Annotated in this window: 11 protein-coding genes; 4 read left to right on the forward strand and 7 right to left on the reverse strand. The window is 44.9% G+C overall.

Annotated features, from left to right (window positions below):
• The first annotated feature begins 205 nt into the window (after positions 1 to 205).
• The 4 genes from DC487_RS11085 to DC487_RS11100 all read left to right on the forward strand — a co-directional run bounded on the left by DC487_RS11085 (position 206) and on the right by DC487_RS11100 (position 8,138).
• A complete protein-coding gene (locus DC487_RS11085; protein ID WP_116776029.1) occupies positions 206 to 2,275 on the forward strand; it encodes an adenylate/guanylate cyclase domain-containing protein in 2,070 nt (689 codons plus the stop codon).
• A gap of 10 nt (positions 2,276 to 2,285) precedes the next feature.
• A complete protein-coding gene (locus DC487_RS11090; protein ID WP_165799079.1) occupies positions 2,286 to 2,867 on the forward strand; it encodes an HD domain-containing protein in 582 nt (193 codons plus the stop codon).
• Positions 2,868 to 3,245: 378 nt separating this feature from the next.
• The gene (locus DC487_RS11095; protein WP_239016366.1) at positions 3,246 to 6,260 is read left to right on the forward strand and encodes a SusC/RagA family TonB-linked outer membrane protein; all 3,015 of its coding nucleotides are present in this window, start codon (positions 3,246 to 3,248) and stop codon (positions 6,258 to 6,260) included.
• A 30-nt stretch (positions 6,261 to 6,290) separates the two neighbouring features.
• Entirely contained in the window at positions 6,291 to 8,138 is a 1,848-nt protein-coding gene (locus DC487_RS11100; protein ID WP_116776032.1) for a RagB/SusD family nutrient uptake outer membrane protein, read from the forward strand.
• A gap of 43 nt (positions 8,139 to 8,181) precedes the next feature.
• Here the strand turns inward: DC487_RS11100 and DC487_RS11105 are convergent, their stop codons facing one another.
• The 7 genes from DC487_RS11105 to DC487_RS11135 form a co-directional block, all read right to left on the reverse strand.
• Entirely contained in the window at positions 8,182 to 8,865 is a 684-nt protein-coding gene (locus DC487_RS11105; protein WP_116776033.1) for an ABC transporter ATP-binding protein, read from the reverse strand.
• Positions 8,862 to 9,776: a hypothetical protein gene (locus DC487_RS11110; protein WP_116776034.1), complete on the reverse strand. Its 915-nt coding sequence runs from the start codon at positions 9,774 to 9,776 to the stop codon at positions 8,862 to 8,864. Before DC487_RS11110 ends, DC487_RS11105 begins: the two co-directional genes overlap by 4 nt.
• An 18-nt stretch (positions 9,777 to 9,794) precedes the next feature.
• Entirely contained in the window at positions 9,795 to 10,928 is a 1,134-nt protein-coding gene (locus DC487_RS11115) for a DEAD/DEAH box helicase (protein WP_116776035.1), read from the reverse strand.
• A 110-nt stretch (positions 10,929 to 11,038) separates the two neighbouring features.
• Positions 11,039 to 12,034, reverse strand: a complete 996-nt coding sequence (locus tag DC487_RS11120) for an FAD:protein FMN transferase (RefSeq protein WP_207774374.1) — start codon at positions 12,032 to 12,034, stop codon at positions 11,039 to 11,041.
• Complete coding sequence (locus tag DC487_RS11125) at positions 12,034 to 14,250, reverse strand: PepSY domain-containing protein (protein WP_116776036.1); 2,217 nt, start codon at positions 14,248 to 14,250, stop codon at positions 12,034 to 12,036. The genes DC487_RS11120 and DC487_RS11125 overlap by 1 nt, the downstream gene beginning before the upstream one ends.
• 10 nt (positions 14,251 to 14,260) lie before the next feature.
• On the reverse strand, positions 14,261 to 14,734 hold the full coding sequence (locus DC487_RS11130; protein WP_116776037.1) for a DUF2271 domain-containing protein: 474 nt from the start codon (positions 14,732 to 14,734) through the stop codon (positions 14,261 to 14,263).
• Between the two features lie 16 nt (positions 14,735 to 14,750).
• The gene (locus DC487_RS11135) at positions 14,751 to 16,268 is read right to left on the reverse strand and encodes an ankyrin repeat domain-containing protein (protein ID WP_116776038.1); all 1,518 of its coding nucleotides are present in this window, start codon (positions 16,266 to 16,268) and stop codon (positions 14,751 to 14,753) included.
• Between the last annotated feature and the right edge of the window lie 458 nt (positions 16,269 to 16,726).

The raw sequence follows: 16,726 nt of genomic DNA on the forward strand, positions 1-16,726 counted from the left end.
CACCACAAATAATTTTTGGCATGAGTATTGAATAAGTACAAGTATTCATAATTTAGGTTAATAATTGGTTAGTTAGTGAAACACCTGAAGTTCCCCACTTCAGGTGTTTCTTTTTTATTTCAAGCCAATAAACACACTTAAACTGCAAAAAAGCACTATATTTAGCTTCATAATTAACCACATCACCCATTTTTGACCGTTCAGGATGCCTAATCTTACCAGTGCTAGCAAGAAGCTTCGTCATAATGCGATCGTTTTACTGCCATTTTTAATTTTTTGTATTACTACCACCAGCTTAGCACAGAAGCAACTTTCACCTGCCGATGTACTTCTTATACAAAACCTTACCGAAAAAGAAGACATGGAGTTGGACTCGCTGTGGAAAACTATCGGCCAAGATGATCCACAATTCAAGGCGCTAGATTACGATGATAGCGCTTGGGCAACTCGCGGATCTGCGGTGACTAAATTAAATGAAAATGGAGTTGCATGGTTACGATTATCTTTTCGACTGACACCAGAATTATTAAAGATGCCACTCTGTCTGGACATCGCACAAAATGGCGCATCCGAGATTTACTTGGATGGCATATTGCTCGACTCCGTCGGCGTTATCGGTGCTGGTGAACCTGAATTGAACGTATTGAGTAAGCGTTTTCCCAAGTCTTTCTCCGTGGCAGATACAGGTATTCATGTCATTGCAGTACGTTATCAAAGTCATCCCGTTGTAAACACGATAAATGATATGGATGGGAGCTTCCGAGCAGGATTGTTAAGCTCGTATAAAACCTTTAACATTAGCTTTAGAGATGCCAATGCTTATTATGCAAAAGGTATTGCCAAGAATGCCAAGTTGACCACCATACTGATGTCGTTAGGCGGTATTTTCTGTGCATTAGCTGTCGTTCATTTGCTACTGTTTTGTTTCTATTACAAAGGTTGGTACAATCTGTATTTCGGCATCTATAACTTATCTATCGGTTTGTTTTGCATCTTCATCTTTAAGATACAAAACACCTTCGAGATTGATCTCTACCTTCTATACGTCAAAGCTTCCGTATTCACACTGATTCTTTTTTCGGTGGCGCTGACCGGATTTACCAATACCTTATTTGGCCGCAGCCGAATACGTCGTATTATCATGTTGGGAATCGGTGCACTATGTTTTGCGTCAGCCCTTATTTCACCATTGATTACGGTTCTATTGTTGCCTTTCTATCTCATGACGGTATTGGCTGAATCATTTTACATCATCGTGCGCGCTATGTTGCGTCGGGAGCGAGCAGCATTCATTGTGGGTGGTGGTATATTGGCTTGTTTTGCTTACATCGTCATACTTTTTTTAGTTTCCTTTTTAAGCAAAAGCAATCCCATCAACAATTTTATAGATAGCAATAACCGCAATGCACTATTAATTATCCTAATCACGTTCCCACTTTCCATCTCTGCCTATTTGGCCTACCAATTTGGCAGAACAAATACCAGTCTGCAATTGCAACTAGCAGAAGTAAAACGCCTTTCGGCCAAGACCTTAGAGCAAGAGCATGAGAAACAACACATTTTGCAAAATCAAAATGTATTATTAGAAGAGCAAGTACGCACTCGCACAGAGGATTTACAATTAGAAAAGCAGAAATCCGATGAACTGCTGCTGAACATATTGCCACAAGAAATCGCAGAAGAACTCAAAGAGCGCGGCGAAACGCAAACCCGCTATCATGAGGAAGTGACTGTGATCTTTACAGACTTTGTCAACTTCACCGAAAACTCCGAGCGCTGGGGCGCAGAGCGAATGATTGCCGAGTTGCACGAAGATTTCACCGCTTTTGACCAAATCATGGAAAAGCACGGTTTAGAGAAAATCAAAACCATCGGTGATGCCTACCTTGCCGTATGTGGATTGCCATTAAAAACGAATAATCACGCCCATCAGACCGTATTAGCGGCGCTCGATATCTTACAATATGTCCGCGAAAAAGCGCAGCGTAATGAAGGAAATGCATTAGATATTCGTATTGGTATACATTCCGGTTCGCTAGTTGCTGGCATCGTCGGCGTCAAAAAGTTTGCCTACGATATCTGGGGAGATACTGTAAATACTGCGGCACGACTAGAACAAAATAGCCTACCGGGCAAAATCAATATCTCCGATTCCACCTATCAATTGGTGAAAGATTATTATATATTTGAAGACCGCGGATTAGTAGAAGCCAAAGGTAAAGGAGAAATACCGATGTACTTCGTGCAATCTCTTAAAGATCAATACCAAGCATAAAATGACCCACATGGAATACAATAAATTGCATGATATAATTATTCAAAAATTGCGCGATGAACTTCCTGGTCATCTCTCCTATCACAGTGTTACGCATGTTAAAGATGTGATTCAAGCGGCAGAAAACATAGCACAGAGCGAAGGTATCACTGGCGACGTACTAACGTTGATCATGACTGCCGCACTTTTTCATGATACCGGTTTTATCTACGGATCTAAAAATCATGAAGAGCGCTCCTGTGAAATAGCGGCTTCCTACCTCCCAGATTATGGTTACAGCTCTGAAGACATAGCGAAAATTCAAGGCATGATTATGGCCACCAAAATTCCGCAATCACCGCAAAACCATTTGGAAGAAATCCTGGCAGATGCCGATTTGGATTACCTAGGTCGGGATGATTTTTTTGTAATCGGCGATAAGCTGTACGAAGAATTGGCCATGTTTGGCATCGTACAGACCGAAAACGACTGGAACAGCTTGCAGGAAAAATTCTTAAAAAATCACCATTACTTTACTCACACAGCAATCGCCACTCGGCAACAGAAGAAAGATGAAAATCTAGCTATTATTAAGCAAAAGCTATCCCAATAGTAGCATTTCGAAATCTTCCGCCTCGTTACTAAATAGTTTTAGTCGACCTTATCTTTGGACGTATCCAAGGATCTTGAGACTATTTAGCAATATTTTGATACGATATGGCAACCCCTGCCCTATCTGAATTCCTACTTTTGATCCATACCTCACAGAAATTTGATGATTTCGAGGTCAATCCAACTTTTATAGCTGCGCAATAGCCTCTATAATTGTTGGTCAGTCACACTAACTGGATTATAAACATAAAATTCTATTCCTATGATGATGCTATCTAGGCGGCACCCTTGTTGGGCGTCTGTCACATGCAAACTATTGCTCCTGTTTGTTTTCTTTTCTCTCCTATCTACGCACGCAAAGGCTCAAAATGGGATACAAGTGCAAGGTTCAGTCCGCGAAGCGGAAACCAATAATCCTTTAGAAAATGTTACCGTCGAGATAAAAGGCACCAACATCGGCACTAGTACCGACAGCGAAGGACGGTACACATTAGAAGACGTAGCGCCCGACGCGATTCTCGTTTTTTCTTTAATTGGTTATCCCAATGTGGAACACAGCGTGCAAAATCAAGCCAATGTAGACGTTACAATGGGCGCTGTAGCTGCCGATTTGGATGAAGTCGTCGTCGTTGGTTATGGTACGATGCGCAAGCGCGATGTGACCGGCGCTGTTTCTTCGTTGAATGCCAAGAAGATAGAGAACGAAGCACCTACCCAATTAACTGATGCACTACGTGGTAATGTAGCCGGTTTGAATGTTGGTTTTAGCTCACGCGCCAAAGGCGGCGGTTCGCTGCAAATTCGTGGGCGAACTTCGCTCAACGCCGGAACTAGTCCGCTAATCGTATTGGACGGCGCTATTTATTACGGCGCTTGGGAAGACATTAACCCGGCCGATATTGAAACGGTAGATGTCCTGAAAGATGCGAGCGCTGCCGCTGTATTTGGTGCGAAATCGGCTTCTGGCGTGATCTTAGTCACCACCAAAAAAGGAACGGAAGGCAAACCCTTGATCAACTACAATACGACGATTGGCGTGGCTACGATGGCCATCAATCAGCCTGTACATCAAGGACAAGATTTCGTTAACTGGCGATCCGATGTATTTAAAAGCATCAATGAAAACGCACAACCTTTTCAGTTTGATGATCCACGCAATCTGCCGAGCGATATCAGTATGGATACTTGGCTGGGTTACGATCAATCCTCGGGGGATCCCGTGCGCGTTTGGCTACGTCGTCTCAATCTGCAACCCAACGAGGTAGACAATTACATGAATGGCAATGTCACAGATTGGTACAGCCAAGTATTTCAAAACGGCTTGCGGCAGGATCACAACCTCAGCGTATCGGGGAAAAACAAAGATATCTCGTATTACGTTGGCGCAGGCTATCTGGACAACGAAGGCATTATCGTCGGCGATCGGTTTAAAACCTTACGCACCAGAGTCAACTTAGAAGCCAATGTCACCAACTTTCTATCGATCGGTATGAATTTACAGGCCGTTTCTAGAGATGACAGCGCGATTCCACACGCTTGGGGCGAGATTACGGCGCTATCGCCATACGGCGATCAATTTGATGCAGATGGCAACTTGACGTGGCGACCTAACAACGAAGTTTCTGGTGGCGTAAATCCAGGCTACGATGCCTTTCATACCGACCGCAAGGATCGTACAAACTCCTTAAACAGCACTATTTTTGCCAAACTAAAGTTGCCGCTCGGCTTTACCTTTACCACCAATTTCACACCACGCTTAGAGCTATACGAACGCTACAACCACGAGCGTTCCTCGCACGAAAGTTGGGCGACTTTTGGCGGAAGAGCGAGCCGCCAACAACGTACGACCTACTTCTGGCAAGTCGATAATATCCTGAATTGGAATAAGGAATTTGACGGCATTCATCGCTTTGATGTGACTTTACTGGCCAATGCCGAGAAATTGCAACGCTGGGACAACAATATGTCGAACGACAACTTTGACCCTAACGATGATTTGGGATATCACGGTATCGGCAACGGAATCAATCCCATTATCGGAAGTTATGATAGCTACAGCACCGGCGATGCCTTGATGGCGCGTATGGTCTACACTTTGAAAGATCGCTACACCATTACCGGAACCTATCGCCGCGACGGATATTCTGCCTTCGGGCAGCGACATCCACGAGCGGGCTTCGGTTCCATCGCCGGAGCATGGACATTCTCGGAAGAATCCTTTTTCGACGTAGACTGGTTTAATTATGGAAAGCTCCGCGCATCCTGGGGTAGCAACGGCAATCGAGATGTGGGTTCAGGCCGTGATATGTACGTAGCATTAGCCGATCTCACCACGGGTAAATATTTGTATGTACGACCTGATGGCACCGTGATCCAAGCCAATCAACTTTGGGTGAATCGCATGCAAAATCCCAATTTCCGTTGGGAAAGAAACACTTCCTACAACTTCGGATTAGATTTCTCCTTATTCAACGACCGCTTGTCGGGTAACCTCGAGTATTACCAGATGAATTCTACCGATTTATTGGTATTGCGTAGCCTACCCAACGTCATCGGTTTTGATAATGTGATGGACAACTTGGGCGAAGTGCGCAATCGTGGTTTTGAGGTCACATTAAATTCCCTAAACATCTCCAAGGAAAACTTTAGCTGGCGCTCTACTGCTTTATTTCAACTGAATCGCAACGCGATCAAACATATCTACCGCGACTACGGTCCGGATGGCCAGGAACTCAATGACATTCAAAACCGTTGGTTCATCGGACAACCGATTGATGCCATCTGGGATTGGAAAGCACAAGGCATTTACCAGTTGGGACAGGAAGAGGAAGCCGCGCGCTACGGATTACAACCGGGCGATTATCGCTTAGAAGATGTGAATGATGATGGACGATTTAGCAATGCCGACCGACAGTTTTTAGGATTTAGCGAGCCCAGATATCGTTGGTCGTTCCGCAATGATTTTCAATTCCTCAAAAACTTCTCCGCCTCCATCTCTATGTATGCTCTATTCGGACATCAATCGCCGTTCAACTCTTTGAAAAGTCGAGATGGCTTTCCCGATCGGAGAAATAGTTACGCATTCCCTTATTGGACACCAGAAAACCCTTCAAACGAATGGGCAAGAATCAACTCCAATGAAGGGAGCGCCACCGGCTTCAATGTATATCGCAAACGTTCTTTTGTACGTATAGACAATATCTCATTGGCCTACAGTTTCGATGCCGAAAAGTTGGAGCGCCTCCGTCTACGCGGATTGCGTGTATTTGCCAACGTGCGCAATGCCGGTATGTGGGCGCCAGAATGGTCGTTCTGGGATCCAGAATGGGATCCAGCTAATGGTCCGGGCCCAACACCAAGATTTTACACCATCGGATTAGACATCACCTTATAACGAAACGATTTATTTAAGAATCCATATCGTATGAACACGTTTTCAAAATATACAATATACGCGATCCTTTTGCTGGCCGCAAGCACGCAAGGATGCAAACGCTCCTTCTTAGAGCCCAAGCCTCTATCTATCTACACCCCCGACGAAACCTTTCAAAGTTCCGCTGCCTTGTGGGCCACGCTTGTTGCCTGCGAGCGCAATGCTCGTATTGAGTTTATGGGCGATGGCGCTCCTATCGTCACCGAAATGATTTATTCAGATATCGCCGTATCAGGCAGTACCGACAAACCCGGACCAGCGATCGATCTCAATCAAGCCATTACGCCGGACGGCGATCTCGACAATATCGAATACGAAAATCGGATCGAATGGTATTGGAAAGAAGGATATCGGGGTATTCGCTACGCGAATACAGCCATTCATTATATCGATGCGCCACAAGATTACACCAACGAAGGCGAAAGAAATCATCTTTTAGGTGCCGCCTATTTCCACCGCGCCTTACGCTATTATCGCTTAGTACATCAGTTTGGCGACGTGCCTGCGGTATTCTTTATGGCGACCGAGCCCAAGTTAGACTTTTATAGCACCAAGCGCGAAGTGATCTTGGAACAGCTCAAAGAAGATTTGGAATTTGCACAAGAATGGGTGCCCGACAATGTCAATAAAGGGCAAGTAACCAAAGGTGCAGTCAGCCATTTGCTTACAAAGGTCAATCTGGCGCTCGGTTACTTTGACGACGCTATTGCATCCGCCAATAACGTGATTAATGGTGGCACGTATAGCTTGATGACATCGCGATTTGGAACTACGGCAAACGATGCCAGTCGCAACGTAATCTGGGATTTGCATCGCCCAGAGAACAAATCTCTCGCTAATAATCGCGAAGCCTTATTCTTAGTGATTGATCGCATCAATCTAGATGGTAACCAATCGGGCGGCGTACAATCCATGCGAAATGGTTTACCTTTCTGGAGCAATGCCGGCATTGTAACGCCTGCGGGCAATCGCGCCATGTCTGATATTCATACGATCGAGCTGCCGCAGGTATTGCAATACGGACGAGGAATCGGACGCGTACGCCCAACGTGGTACAGCCAGCATACTTTGTGGACGGATGATACCGACCTGCGACATGCACCTGGAAACTGGATGCGCATGGAAGATTTGGTGTACAATTCGCCCAATTTAAAAGGGAGTGATCCAAGTTACGGCCAACCACTACAGAAACGCAATGCCAACGGCGGCTTGCTGACTACCGATACCATTCGATTCTGGTTTGATTGGCCACATTACAAACTATTTGTAGAAGATCCGCAACGCGTACAACCTGCCGGTGGTAACTCCGATTGGTACGTGTTTCGATTAGCAGAAACCCTGTTGTTGCGTGCAGAGGCGTATGTGTGGAAAGGCGACTTGGCCAGCGCCGCCGCAGATATCAATGCCGTGCGCACGCGTGCTAAAGCGCAGCCCATCACCACTGCAGAAGTTAATATAGGTACCGTACTCGACGAGCGTGCGCGAGAATTGTACTATGAAGAGCCGCGTAAAACAGAAGTAACGCGCGTTGCGTATATATTTGCCAAGACAGGTGCTGCATCGGAAGAAGGCAAAACGTATAGCGTAGCCAACTTCTCCGAAAATAATTATTTCTACGATCGCGTGATGGCCAAAAGTGATTTTTATAATAAAGGCGTGCGTACCAACTTTGGGATCAATTATCGGATGAGTCCGTATCACGTACTTTGGCCTGTTCCAATAAGTGCCATTAATGGAAATCCGCAAGGAAACATCAACCAGAATATAGGCTACGTTGGCGCTGAGAGCAACGTAGAACCGTTGGATTATGTGATTGATCAGATCGGTGAAGGCGACTAGCATTCACGCAGAAAAAAGGCTAGTGCTTCATTCCTAGGAAACACTAGCCTTTTTTAAATAACAGATCTACGCGGCTATCTTGTAGATCATGTGCGATGTGCTGCTTTAAAGCTGCAAAGTCTTCTTGATTGTTGTTCATGGCGAAGTGCCCATCTTTCAGATACAGAATGGTATCGCAGGTCTCTTCCAGCAAGGAAAAGATATGGGATGCTAGGATAATCAACTTTCCTTGACTTCGCAACCGCTTGATAATATCAGTCACCATCAAACAACTCTGGAAATCCAGTCCATTGTACACCTCATCAAAAATATATACTTGATTATCTTGCAGCAACGTGCCTAATAAGGCCAGTTTCTTTTTCATTCCCGTGGAGTAACTGCTAATGTACTGATTCAGGGGAAGATCAAATACATGATAAGCTCCTTCCTGCATCACGGTCTTATGACGAGCTTCGAGTAAGAGCGTCAGATATTCTTTTCCGGTAATCTTGGGTAAGAAATAAGGCTCTGCTGGCACATAACCGATGTGCGCTTTGCTCGCATTTTCGGCGCAGACAATTTCCCCATCATACTCTTCCAATCCCACCAGACACCGAAACAGCGTAGTTTTACCAGCGCCATTTGGCCCGACAATACCGTACACCTTGCCGGCATCAAATTGACAGGTAAGTCCATTTAAGACCACTTTTTTGCCAAATGACTTCTGAAGATTTGAGAGAGCTATCATAGATATTTCTGAAATTGATGTATGGATTTTTTATAAAAGTAATAATACAGATAGGGAATTAAGATCATCGTGACCACAGCAGATATGGTCAAGAGAATCTCCATCAAGCCTGGTCTCCTCGGATAGCTACTGTATTTCATCAGAATACTCAGCAAAAGTAACAACAGTCCAACTATCACGATTAAAGCAATGATTAACACATTTTCAGGGTACGCAATCAATAAAGCAAAAAGCATAGGCGCACTTAACAACAGGCAGTGCAAAATGCCACGCGTCACTTTATGCTGCAAAAAAGCTTGGGGCGATAAGCTATAGTTCCAAACCAGCAGCTCATCTTCTACCACATCATAAGCTTGCAGGGATAGTATGATCTGGACGAATAGCAGTATGAAGGCCAAATTTTCATTGCCAACGTATAAAGCAATTCCCAATAGCATATGCAAGATCACGAATACAAACCACCAACGGCGAAAAAGAATGATAAATTCAAACGGTTTCCGCGAAAAGGGCGTCGGCATACTTGCTGTAGATATATGCCATGTAGCTAGGTGATAATAGACTACCGGAAGAATAATTAGACCCAACACCGCAAGCCAAGCAGAAGAATAAACTGCGACGAGTGCCAATGGCAATGTGACTAGTGTATTTTCATACAATAGCAAACGCGTAAAACTCCTGCTTGGAAAAAGTTGCTTCAAAAAATCCCTACGATCTTGATCATTCAAGTGTTGCACCAAACTGTATTGTACGAAAAGCAATATTAGGGAAGCAACCGTTGGCGACTGTTTAGCAGCATAAAAAAGACCAGCGTATCCTAAAACCAGTAGTACACATGCTGCCGCAATGTGCAATCCCGCTTCTTCGAGCGATCGCTTCAAGCTTCGGAATTGTAATCGGCAATAGAAGTTCATCTGGATGAAATTTAAAAACTAGTTCACATGTCTATCTATATCAATCAACTCGACTCTTTTGCCCATTTTTTTCTGAATCACTTCAAAATGCTGTAGTTCAAGGTGCGTCAGTAGTGTTATGGCTTCTCCGGATTGCTCGGCTCGCCCTGTTCTGCCGATACGGTGAATGTAATCTTTGGGCGATCGGGGCAATTCATAGTTGATCACGAAGGGAAGGAAATGGATATCTATTCCCCGCGCCATTAAGTCGGTTGCTACCAATACCCTGAGTTTTCCAGATTTGAATTGCGACAATGCTTCCGTCCTAGCACCTTGACTTTTCTTGCTATGAATGGCTCGTGCATCGATACCATTCTTTTTCAACTTGTTGACCACGGCATCCACCTGATATACCGAAGAGGCAAAAATCAGAACCTGATTCATTTCCTTTTGCTGAATCAGCTGGCGCAAATACGGCCCTTTTTTCTCCGGAGGCATCAGATAAGCCGTCTGCTTGATCAATTCTATAGAATCTTCTTCCTCTTCAATCTGAATGACCGTTGGGTTGGACAATACGATCTGCTGAATGCTTTGCAGATCCGCACTTAGTGTGGCAGACAACAGTATATTTTGTCGTTTCGCAGGCAGATGGCTTAAAATCTGATCCATTTGCGCTTTGAATCCTAAATTCAGCATTTTATCGGCCTCGTCTAACACTAAAGTACTAATGCTCGAAAGATGTACCGCATTGTTGTCCAACAGCTCTAACAACCTGCCCGGCGTCGCAATAAGTACATTGACGCCCTGCATGCCCATCATCTGCGGATTGATAGAAACGCCACCGTAAACCGCAACTGTTTTCACAGGATGTGACAAAGCTGGACTGAAGGTTTTAAACACCGTATGGACCTGCTCTGCCAATTCCCGAGTAGGCACCAATATGAGCATATTGGCATGGCGGTTCTTGACGCCCACATGATCTTGCAGATGCATCAACAATGGCAATACATACGCCATGGTCTTTCCGGATCCTGTTTTAGCAATTCCTAAGACGTCCTCTTTGTTTAATATAGCTGGAATAGCCTTCTCTTGGATCGTAGTAGGCTTTGTGTATTGCTGATTTGCCAATGATTGTACGAATGCAGGCGACAAACCCAAAGATTCAAAAGACATATAGTTTTTTATAAAAGTATAAATACAGATCAGGAATGGAGGTCAAGCAACTAAAGCGAAACCGTTATGGATAGCGACTATACTTCGTCCTGATAAACTTTAAGCAAACCTTAGCGCTTTCGACTTTTCAAGACGCGACCAGCATCCGTCACAAAGATATAATTATAAAGAGGAAATGCCTTCATGAGCACTTTGCCTTTTTTCGGTCCCAGTACCATGATGGAGGTGCTGAGTGCATTCGCCATTTCGGCCGATGGACCATAAATACTGACGCTGGTGAGTCCGGTAGATGGATATCCTGTCTTTGGGTTAATGATGTGCGCGTAGCGAATGCCTGCGATCTCCGCATACTTTTCATAACTGCCTGAGGTTGCCACCGCTTCCTCCCCTAGTTTTAAAACCTGCATGATTTGGTGTTGGCGAAACGGATGATTTAACCCAATCTTCCAATGGCGTTCGCCAAGCGGTTTTCCCCACATGGCCAGATCACCCGACGCATTCACGATGCCACCCTTCACTCCCATTTGCTGCATCAATTCTCGTCCTTTGTCCGCTGCGTAGCCTTTGCCAATCGATCCAAAGCCGATCTTCATGCCTTTTTTACTCAGATAAATGCTAGATGCCACACTATCCAATACGATGTATTGATATCCTACGTGCGCCACACTACGCTGCACCATTTCCGGACTCGGTAATTCAGTCATACTGCCGTCGAATTGCCAAATCCAATCTAGCCCAGCCACGCTAATATCAAATGCCCCTTCCGATAACTCGGAGTAAGCTAATGCACGCTTGGTCAGATCAAATACTTCGCGATCTACCACCACGGGCCGAATACCAGCTTGTTGATTCACTTTTGAAATTTGCGTGTGCGGTTGCCATTCCGAAATCAGGTTTTCGATCCGACTTACTTCGGCGACCACCTGATCGATATGTTGATTTGCTTTTGTAGAATCGGTATCCACCACCGTGATCGTAAAAACCGACCCCATCAATGTGGCTTGTCGCGTAAGCATGACCTCCTGCGCTAACAGGGTGCTTATCGACAAGAGTGAAGCACCTATTGCTAGCGCCAACCGACCGATGTGAATCCGCACAAGCTGCATTAGTAGCAATCCGTTAAAAGTTGACCTTTGCTTCGGTAATATTCGAGATTGTTCGTCCCAGCGTTTGCCAAAATGGTTTCCAGAATCGCCTCAACATCGCGTTGCATCTGCAGCGCACCACAAATCATGATGACACCACCGTCGCGCAGCAAAGCACCAAAGTAATTCGAATCCCGACGGATTAAATCCAATACATATTGACTGTTTTCCTCGCGGGAATAGGCTACATGATAGCCCGCTAATTGTTGTTGTGCAATCTGCTCATTAGCAAAGGCCGCATAGCCTTCATTTGATGGGGTTTTAGAACGAAACCCCACATATAGTTGAATAGCTCGCTTCCTTTTATTTGCCGCCACCATTCCTAAAAAAGGAGCGATTCCTGTCCCATTGGCAATCATGGCTATTTGCTTTGCTTTTTTCGGCAGATGGAAATGGGCATTCGCCAACAGGCGAGCAGAAATATGATTGCCTACTTGCAAGTGGTGGAGATAGCCAGAGCCTAATCCGTTGGGATGCAGTTTCACGATGAGCTGTATATTCCCCTGAATACAGGCGATGGAATAAAACCGTTCCTTCGCGTCATTGTCGGGATAGATAGCTATCAAATCACCCGAAGTAATGCGGCTTCGTTTTTTAGGTTTTAGTACGACTTGAAAGACAGGGTCTTGATCGCCACTGATATCCGTTTTGGAGATCACTTCCAGCTCTTGCAAACGAGGCTGCGCAGTAGCGTAAATACTTTCGGCTGTCGCCAAAGTCACCAAGGTTTCCTTGCTCCACTCGTGCGCCCAAGCGGCTATATCCGCAGTGGATTTATCATTCACCGTGTGCAATGCTACCGTACGCCGTGCCCAAGGCTGCGCCGCGAGCATCGCATCAACTTGATGGGCATACGCACAAAAGTCGGGATAAGAGGTAGACCCAAATCCCAAAACGGAGAAACCTACTGGCTGCTGTTGCGGATAAGCCGCTAAGCGCTGTTCGAATTTCTTCGCGTTGCTCGGTGCTTCGCCCAAACCATAAGTACAGGTAAAGAAGACCAGTTCACGCGCCTTCGGAAAACTACCATATTGATCGATATTGGTCATAAAAGCGCGTTCGCCTTGATCCAACAATTGCTTGTGCACCCGATTGGCCATAGCCAAGGTGCTACCATTCTCCGATCCGTACAGCAGAATGATTTCGGCATTATCGGCGCGGTATTTATTTTTGATTTTTGTGCCGGTGCGGCGAAAGGTGATGACGAAACCAGAATAGATGAAGAAGAGGATATTAAGCGCGCCCAATCCCAATACGATTGCCCAGACGCGATTAGTCTGTCCGGTGTGTAAATCCAAGCTCAGTTTTTCCCAGACCGCGGCATAGGCATAGCGCGTTTCTGAAACCAGCTCACCACTTAGCTGATGTACCGTGATCTGCCGATCGGCTAAGGTGAGTATAAAATATTCTTCTGGATCATCTTCTAAGAATGGGAATTCTATTCTTTCGACTTCGTCGAGCCTAATATCTTGAAAGATGGGAAAATCCGCTGGAGCAAGCTGATTATCGATCCATTCCTCCTCCGTTCGCTCTTCCAGATCATACTCCTGTACCGCTTCTGTTTTATTTAAAATGCCCGTGCGCGACAGGAAAAGATAGGTACCCGTCAGCGAGATCATCAAAACAGGAATGAGCATCAACCTTCCGCTCACCACATGAAAATACTGTGCGAAGAAATCGCGGTGCACTTTTTTGAAGAAGTGCCGCCAACCTTGTTGTCTTTTTACGATCAACAAGATTCCCGTCAGGGTGATGAGCAATAATAGAAAGGAAACGACGCCCACTACAATACGGCCTGTTTCGTGCAGAAACAGGGAGCGATGTAAGGTGGTCGTCCATTGGATGAAATCACTTTTTTTGGCCACTGGCCCAAGGAGCATTCCGCTTCGCGGATCAATGTAGCCTTTTACAGCTTCGCTTTCGGCATCTAGCGCATCTAGGTATACTCTAGATTGTTTGTCTATCGATAGCTCAATAACCTCTGGATAGCGATCTTTGATTATGCTAATCGTCTGCGATACCGAAATGGTGTCCAATCCGTCCGAGCGGTACGCGTTGGTGTTTTCTTCCACTGCATCGTACGCCAATATGACGCCAGTAATGGATAGTATGAGCAAAAATAAGGAGGATATGAGCGCCAATAAAAGGTGCGCATATCTCCAAATCGATAATATCATTGTGGGTAATCTATTGGGCTTTCGTCAGTTTTACAAATCGAATATACCCTTTTCCGTTGGTGCGTGCCGTGATGCCGTCTGTCGTCAGAGCGACTTCCGCATCGGTCGTATGGTATTTTTGTTCTTCTACCGCCGACTCAAAACGCAACTTATAGCCTTTGTTCAATTTATCGTTATCGATTTCCAATACTTTAATGGCACGGTCGCCACCACCTACCGATGCGCCTGTCACCGCGTGTAGCTTTTCCTTGGTTTTAGTTTGGAATTTGTACCACTCTTTCAAGGTATTGTACCATTGCTTGTCTGGCCCTAATACCGATAAGGTTTTCTCATAACCACCTTGCGGATTGATCAGAGAGATGATCACGTAGGCTGCTTCGCCTTCGTACGCATTCATCTGAATCATGCATTTGTATTTGCTGGACTGTGCAGCAGCGGAAGCGATAAAACCGGCACTCAAAGCCAAAGCTAGGCCTGTTTTCATAACTATATTCATGCGTTTATTTTAAGAAATCTGTAGAAACGTGGTTGTTTGACAAAAAGTCATTTTCTTGTGCTAGATCGTAGGCTGTCTCGTCAAATTCCGTTTTCAACGATTTATCAGCACCTAATGCCACCAATGCTTTCAGCATCTTGTCATCTTTGGCAATCAGGGCAGCTTTGTGCAAAGCCGTTACGCCATCATTATCTTGCGCATTGATGTTCGCACCCAATTTCGAAGCTTGTTCTACTAACGCGATGTTCTCTTTTGCTACCGCCAAGTGGAATAGTGAGCTACCATCTGTTTGAGGCGCAGCCACGTCCACTCCTTTACCTTTTAGCAGTGTTAATTTTTCTTCGAAAGGACTCGATCCAATCGGCGCTGCACCTTCGCGATTGGCACCACGCTCTGCACCACCACGGTACGAGTTGAACCAGTAATACGCCAAATTGTATCCGTCTTTGTTTAATAAAGTCACATCAGCACCTTTGGCTAGCAACTGCTTCACGATTTCTGGTGAGCCATTGCTAACTGCTAATGTCAATGCCGATTCTCCTTTTTCATTCGTAGCATTCACCTCACTACCTGCATTTAACAATGCTTCTACTGTCGCTGCATTTTGACCAGCTGAAGCCAACATTAATGCAGTTGTTCCATCGTTATTGGCTTTGCTAACCGAAACCCCTTTGGCTAAGAAGTAATTGATGATTTCCATATTGCCACCGCGTACAACACCATGCAATACAGTACTTCCATCGTGACTAATGGCTTGTGGATTTAGTCCTTTGGTCTCTACTAAGAATTGGTAAGTAGCCAAACCGTTGGATTCGCCACGACGAAATCCTTGGCTAGCGAAGAATAAGGCATTATCCGTCAACTCAGAGCCACGTTGAATCAATTTTTCTATTAAATCGGTCTTACCAGATTTAGTCGCATAATCTGCTACGGTACGTCCGTGTGCATCTTTATCTTTAATGGATAGTCCTTTGGATTCGAAATATTTCACCAAGGCTAGATCATCATCACTTGGCGCAGCCAACATCATGAGCGTTGCACCATCTGCGTAGGTTTTCTTTGGATCAACGCCTTTGGCAAACAGCGCATCATAAATAGCGGTATTGGTATTGCCACCACCTGCTGCATAGGCTGCGATGGGCACACCGTAGCTGTCTGCATAATTCACATCAGCTCCTTTTTGCAATAGATAGTCTACTACTTCCTTATTACCATTTGCGGCAGCCCAGTGTAGGTAATGGCGACTATGGTGTGTTTTCTTATCAACCGGATTGCCTTCTTGCTCTAATAAATAGAAGATAATATCATTAGATGCACCGCTGTTGATGGCCATGGTGGTCACATCAAAAGAAGCTGCGTTTGACTCAGAAGGGCTGTTTCCTGCCGCCGTCAAGCTCTTTACTTCGGTAAGATTAGGGTTCTTTCCCCAAAAATCACGGCTCAAAAAAACATTCTGGCTTTGCGCGGAGGCTAAACCTGTGCCCAGACCGAAAAGTAGTAGGGCTAATTGATAAGTCTTCATATAATTTGGTTTTATTTATTATAAGTCTAAATTAACGCCAAACATAAGTAAATTATCATTATAAAAGATGTTGAAACAGTAAAAAAAATGAAGCAGCATCTTAATGTAACAATTATTTTTCGCCGATGGTGGATTATTTCCAATATACCTTTCCTGTAAACAATAAATCGAGCGCTGAAAAAAGGTGTTTCTCAAGAGACTGGTATGGTATCACGAATTGCGCTGCAAAATACCGTTAGCGCTATCTTACAATAGGTTTTTTTGTAAACAGTACTTATATGTAGTGCAGTGCGATTATTGGCCATTGATTCGCCATTGATTCACGTCAGATTGTCCGGTCCTAAAATAACTATACACTAAAACAACGTGTATGGCATTAGAAAAAGAAAGAATTAATTCAGTTAGACCGAACAAGCACCTCCCTTTTAACAAGCGAGAGATTCAAGAAATAGTGCAGT

Source organism: Sphingobacterium corticibacter (genome assembly GCF_003076635.1).
Taxonomy (GTDB): Bacteria; Bacteroidota; Bacteroidia; order Sphingobacteriales; family Sphingobacteriaceae; genus Sphingobacterium; species Sphingobacterium corticibacter.

Excerpts from the sequence above, each read along its gene's own strand:
- DC487_RS11085 (WP_116776029.1), top strand. The coding sequence starts at position 206 with ATGCCTAATCTTACCAGTGCTAGCAAGAAGCTTCGTCATAATGCGATC.
- DC487_RS11090 (WP_165799079.1), top strand. The coding sequence starts at position 2,286 with ATGGAATACAATAAATTGCATGATATAATTATTCAAAAATTGCGCGAT.
- DC487_RS11100 (WP_116776032.1), top strand. The coding sequence starts at position 6,291 with ATGAACACGTTTTCAAAATATACAATATACGCGATCCTTTTGCTGGCC.
- DC487_RS11105 (WP_116776033.1), bottom strand. The coding sequence starts at position 8,865 with ATGATAGCTCTCTCAAATCTTCAGAAGTCATTTGGCAAAAAAGTGGTC.
- DC487_RS11110 (WP_116776034.1), bottom strand. The coding sequence starts at position 9,776 with ATGAACTTCTATTGCCGATTACAATTCCGAAGCTTGAAGCGATCGCTC.
- DC487_RS11115 (WP_116776035.1), bottom strand. The coding sequence starts at position 10,928 with ATGTCTTTTGAATCTTTGGGTTTGTCGCCTGCATTCGTACAATCATTG.
- DC487_RS11120 (WP_207774374.1), bottom strand. The coding sequence starts at position 12,034 with ATGCAGCTTGTGCGGATTCACATCGGTCGGTTGGCGCTAGCAATAGGT.
- DC487_RS11125 (WP_116776036.1), bottom strand. The coding sequence starts at position 14,250 with ATGATATTATCGATTTGGAGATATGCGCACCTTTTATTGGCGCTCATA.
- DC487_RS11130 (WP_116776037.1), bottom strand. The coding sequence starts at position 14,734 with ATGAAAACAGGCCTAGCTTTGGCTTTGAGTGCCGGTTTTATCGCTTCC.
- DC487_RS11135 (WP_116776038.1), bottom strand. The coding sequence starts at position 16,268 with ATGAAGACTTATCAATTAGCCCTACTACTTTTCGGTCTGGGCACAGGT.